Annotated in this window: 4 protein-coding genes; all 4 read left to right on the forward strand. The window is 61.4% G+C overall.

Features of this window, described 5'->3' with window-relative positions:
* On the forward strand, positions 1-1,194 hold a 1,194-nt coding region (locus ACH2DG_RS20885; RefSeq protein WP_395028521.1), incomplete at its 5' end, for a carbohydrate ABC transporter substrate-binding protein.
* Between the two features lie 510 nt (positions 1,195-1,704).
* Positions 1,705-3,303 carry an FAD-dependent oxidoreductase gene (locus tag ACH2DG_RS20890; protein ID WP_395028523.1) on the forward strand — a complete coding sequence of 533 codons (1,599 nt, stop codon included), beginning with the start codon at positions 1,705-1,707 and terminating at the stop codon, positions 3,301-3,303.
* Positions 3,304-3,562: 259 nt separating this feature from the next.
* A complete protein-coding gene (gene rplN, locus ACH2DG_RS20895) occupies positions 3,563-3,931 on the forward strand; it encodes a 50S ribosomal protein L14 (RefSeq protein WP_184705451.1) in 369 nt (122 codons plus the stop codon).
* A gap of 10 nt (positions 3,932-3,941) precedes the next feature.
* Positions 3,942-4,114, forward strand: a 173-nt coding sequence (gene rplX, locus ACH2DG_RS20900; RefSeq protein WP_395028525.1) for a 50S ribosomal protein L24, incomplete at its 3' end; no start/stop codon positions are given.

Consider the following 4,114-nt stretch of genomic DNA (forward strand, 5'->3'; position numbering starts at 1 on the left):
CTGCCCGACCAGCAGTTTGCCAACCTGTACTGGTTCCGCGCCGACCTGTTCGAGCGCAAGGACCTGAAGGACAAGTTCAAGGCCAAATACGGCTATGACCTGGGCGTGCCGCTGAACTGGAGCGCCTACGAAGACATTGCCGAGTTCTTTACCAACGATGTCAAGCAGATCGACGGCAAGCCCATCTATGGCCATATGGACTATGGCAAGAAGGACCCATCGCTCGGCTGGCGTTTTACCGATGCCTGGCTGTCGATGGCGGGCTCGGCCGATATCGGCAACCCCAACGGCATGCCGGTGGACGAATGGGGCATCCGCGTGGCCGATGACAAATGCACGCCGGTTGGCGCATCGGTGTCGCGCGGCGGTGCCACCAACTCGCCTGCGGCCGTTTACGCGCTGACCAAGTACATCGACTGGATGAAGAAATACGCTCCGAAGGAAGCCATGGGCATGACCTTTGGCGAGGCTGGCCCCGTGCCGGCCCAGGGGCAGATTGCGCAGCAGATCTTCTGGTACACGGCCTTTACCGCCGACATGACCAAGCCCGGTCTGCCGGTGGTGAATGCCGACGGCACGCCCAAGTGGCGCATGGCCCCCGGGCCGAACGGCCCCTATTGGAAGCAGGGCATGCAGAACGGCTACCAGGACGTGGGCTCGTGGTCCTTCTTCAACGGCCACGACGCCAACAAGACCGCCGCTGCCTGGCTGTACGCGCAGTTCGTGACCTCCAAGACCGTGTCGCTCAAGAAGACCATTGTCGGCCTCACGCCGATCCGTGAGTCGGACATTCAGTCCAAGGCGCTGACCGACATGGCGCCCAAGCTCGGCGGCCTGGTCGAGTTCTACCGCAGCCCGGCCCGCGTGGCATGGACGCCGACCGGCACCAACGTGCCTGATTACCCCAAGCTGGCGCAGTTGTGGTGGAAGAACGTGGCCGAGGCCGTGACCGGCGAGAAGACGCCACAGAAGGCCATGGACAACCTGGCGGATGAAATGGACAACGTGATGGCCCGCCTGCAACGCGCCGGCATGGCCCATTGCGCGCCCAAGCTCAACCCCAAGGGAGATCCCAACAAGTGGCTGAGCGATGCGCATGCGCCCTGGAAGAAGCTGGCCAACGAAAAGCCCAAGGGTGAAACCATTGACTACAACAAGCTGCTGAGCGCCTGGAAGGAAGGCAAGGTGCGCTGACATGCGCTGCTGCTGACATCACCCTGCAAACCGGCAACTGCAGACTGGCGGCAGAGCCAATGCCGCCAGGCTGCAATCCGCATGGAGGCGCGGCAAGGCGCCCATGCCTGGGGGACACAGGGAGATGTTGGCGCGCCTGGGGCTGCAAAGCCTCATCACCGCAAAGCCGGGTAGGGCAGCTGCGGGCTCCCTGCCCAGGTTGGCGGCCGGGCAGAACCGGTGGCCCGGCGCAGCAAACTCAAAAACGATAGCTGCCTGCGCCCGTCAATCGATATTTGTGGGAACAAAAATATTTGAAATCCAGTAGAAGCAAGCGCAGGCAGCTCTCTTGATCATGGAAGAACGGCAGCATCCTCGAATGTCAGTTGAGGAGAGTCTTGTTACGTCTGATCAAAATTGATCAAAAACGAATCGTCTTTTTCGGTCTGATTGCATCAAAAACGAAAAAGAGCGAAAATTTAGGAAACGCAACGCGGACATATCGCCGCCTGATCACCAGTTTTCCTGTTCATGAATACCTCGACCTCTCCCCAAGCAACGGTTCGCGCCGAACTGCTGCAGCAGCTGGCGCAGACGCCTTCTTTTGACCTGGCCGTGGTGGGCGGAGGCGCAACCGGCCTGGGCGTGGCGCTGGATGCAGCGGCGCGCGGCTTCAAGGTGGTACTGCTGGAGGCCATGGACTTTGCCAAGGGCACATCGTCGCGCGCCACCAAGCTGGTGCACGGTGGCGTGCGCTATCTGGCGCAAGGCAATATTGCGCTGGTGCGCGAGGCGCTGCATGAGCGCACCACCTTGCTGCACAATGCGCCGCATATTGCACAGCCGCTTGCCTTCGTCATGCCTTCGTACCGGCTGCTGGATACGCCTTTCTACGGCATCGGCCTCAAGATGTATGACGCACTGGCGGGCAAGGCCGGGTTGGGCTCGACCCAGTTCCTGTCGGCTGGCGCTACCCGTGGCCTGCTGCCCACGGTGCAGGGCAAGGGCCTCAAGGGTGGCGTCAAATACTGGGACGGTCAGTTCGATGATGCCCGCTTGGCACTGGCGCTGGCGCGCACGGCTGCGGCCAAGGGCGCGCTGCTGATCAATTACTGCCCGGTGACCGGGCTGGTGCAGGAAAGCGGCCGTGTCGTCGGCCTGGAATGCAAGGACGCGGAGACCGGCCAGGCTTATACCGTGCGCGCCCGCTGCGTGGTCAACGCCACCGGCCCCTGGGTGGACCAGCTGCGCCAGGAAGACGCGCAGATGCTGGGCAAGCCAGTCAAAGCCATGGTCGCCCCCAGCCAGGGCGTGCACCTGGTGGTGGACCGTGAGTTCCTGCCCAGCGACCACGCGCTTCTGGTGCCCAAGACCGCCGACGGCCGGGTGCTCTTTGCCGTGCCGTGGCTGGGCAAGGTGATCCTGGGTACCACTGACACCCCACGCCATGATCTGGCGCGCGAGCCGGTGCCGTTTGATGAAGAAGTGAACTTCATCCTCAGCGAAGCGGGCAAATACCTCAGCCGTCAGCCTACGCTGGCTGACGTACGCAGCATGTGGGCCGGCCTGCGCCCCCTGGCCAAGCCGCAGGACGACGACGGCGAAAACACCAAGGGTATCAGCCGTGAGCACACGGTGCTCACCAGCAAATCCGGCATGGTGACCGTGACGGGTGGCAAGTGGACCACTTACCGTGCCATGGCAGAAGATGTGCTCGAGGCCTGCTTCAATGCAGGGGAGCTGCCGCGCAAGCCTGGCGGGGTGACGGTAAACCTGCCGCTGGTGGGTTCTCCCGCCTCGGGTCGGTCGCAGCACAGCATGCACATGGGGCAGGGCATGCACTCCTATGGCAGCGAGGCAGCGATCATCGAAGCCCTGCCGGGTGCTTCCGTCTGGCTGGCCGATGGCCTGAGCGAAGCCATGGTGCGCTTTGCCGCGCGCCATGAGTACGCCCGCACCGTGGAAGATGTGCTGGCCCGTCGCAACCGCATGCTGTTCCTCGATGCGCGTCTGGCTGCCAAGCTGGCCCCTCGGGTGGCCGAAATCCTTCGCGAGGAATTGGGGTCAGATCCTGCGCTGGAGTCGTTTTTGGCATTGGCGCAACAGTACACAGGCAAAAAACTGGCGTAAAACCGCCAAAGCGGAACCGGATGGTGGTAGCGCTATTGACAGAGGAGGAGCACTCTGTCAGAATAATCAGCTTCGCGCGTAATTTGGCGACCATTTCTTGGTTTGACTGAATTCACGCGTGAGGTTTCTGCCCAGGAGAAGCATCGTAAATGGTTGCGGTGTGGACGACGGGCCCAAGACTGACTGGCTGCTTGGCTGTCCATGAGGATTAATTCTTATTGGGCTGTCCGGTCTGCTGGTGCAAGTTGGGAATATTGAAATGATCCAGACAGAATCTCGACTCGAGGTTGCCGACAATACCGGCGCGAAGTCTGTCCAGTGCATCAAAGTGCTGGGTGGTTCGCACCGTCGCTATGCGAGCGTTGGCGACATTATCAAGGTGAGCGTGAAAGAAGCTGCTCCACGTGGCCGCGTCAAAAAAGGCGAGGTCTACAGTGCTGTGGTGGTGCGTACCGCTAAGGGTATTCGCCGTGCTGACGGTTCGCTCGTCAAATTCGATGGCAACGCTGCAGTGTTGCTCAATGCAAAGCTGGAGCCTATCGGCACCCGTATCTTTGGCCCCGTGACGCGTGAACTGCGTACCGAGCGCTTCATGAAGATCGTGTCCCTGGCCCCTGAAGTTCTCTAAGGACAGCACCATGAACAAGATTCGCAAGGGCGACGAAGTGGTCGTGCTGACTGGGCGCGACAAGGGCAAGCGCGGCGTTGTGACGCTGCGCGCTGATGACTCCCACCTGGTGATCGAAGGTATCAACCTGGTGAAGAAGCACGTCAAGCCAAACCCCATGAAGGGCACCAACGGCGGTATCGT

Origin of the sequence: Comamonas odontotermitis (assembly GCF_040396735.1) — a bacterium.
GTDB classification, from domain to species: Bacteria; Pseudomonadota; Gammaproteobacteria; order Burkholderiales; family Burkholderiaceae_C; genus Comamonas; species Comamonas odontotermitis_C.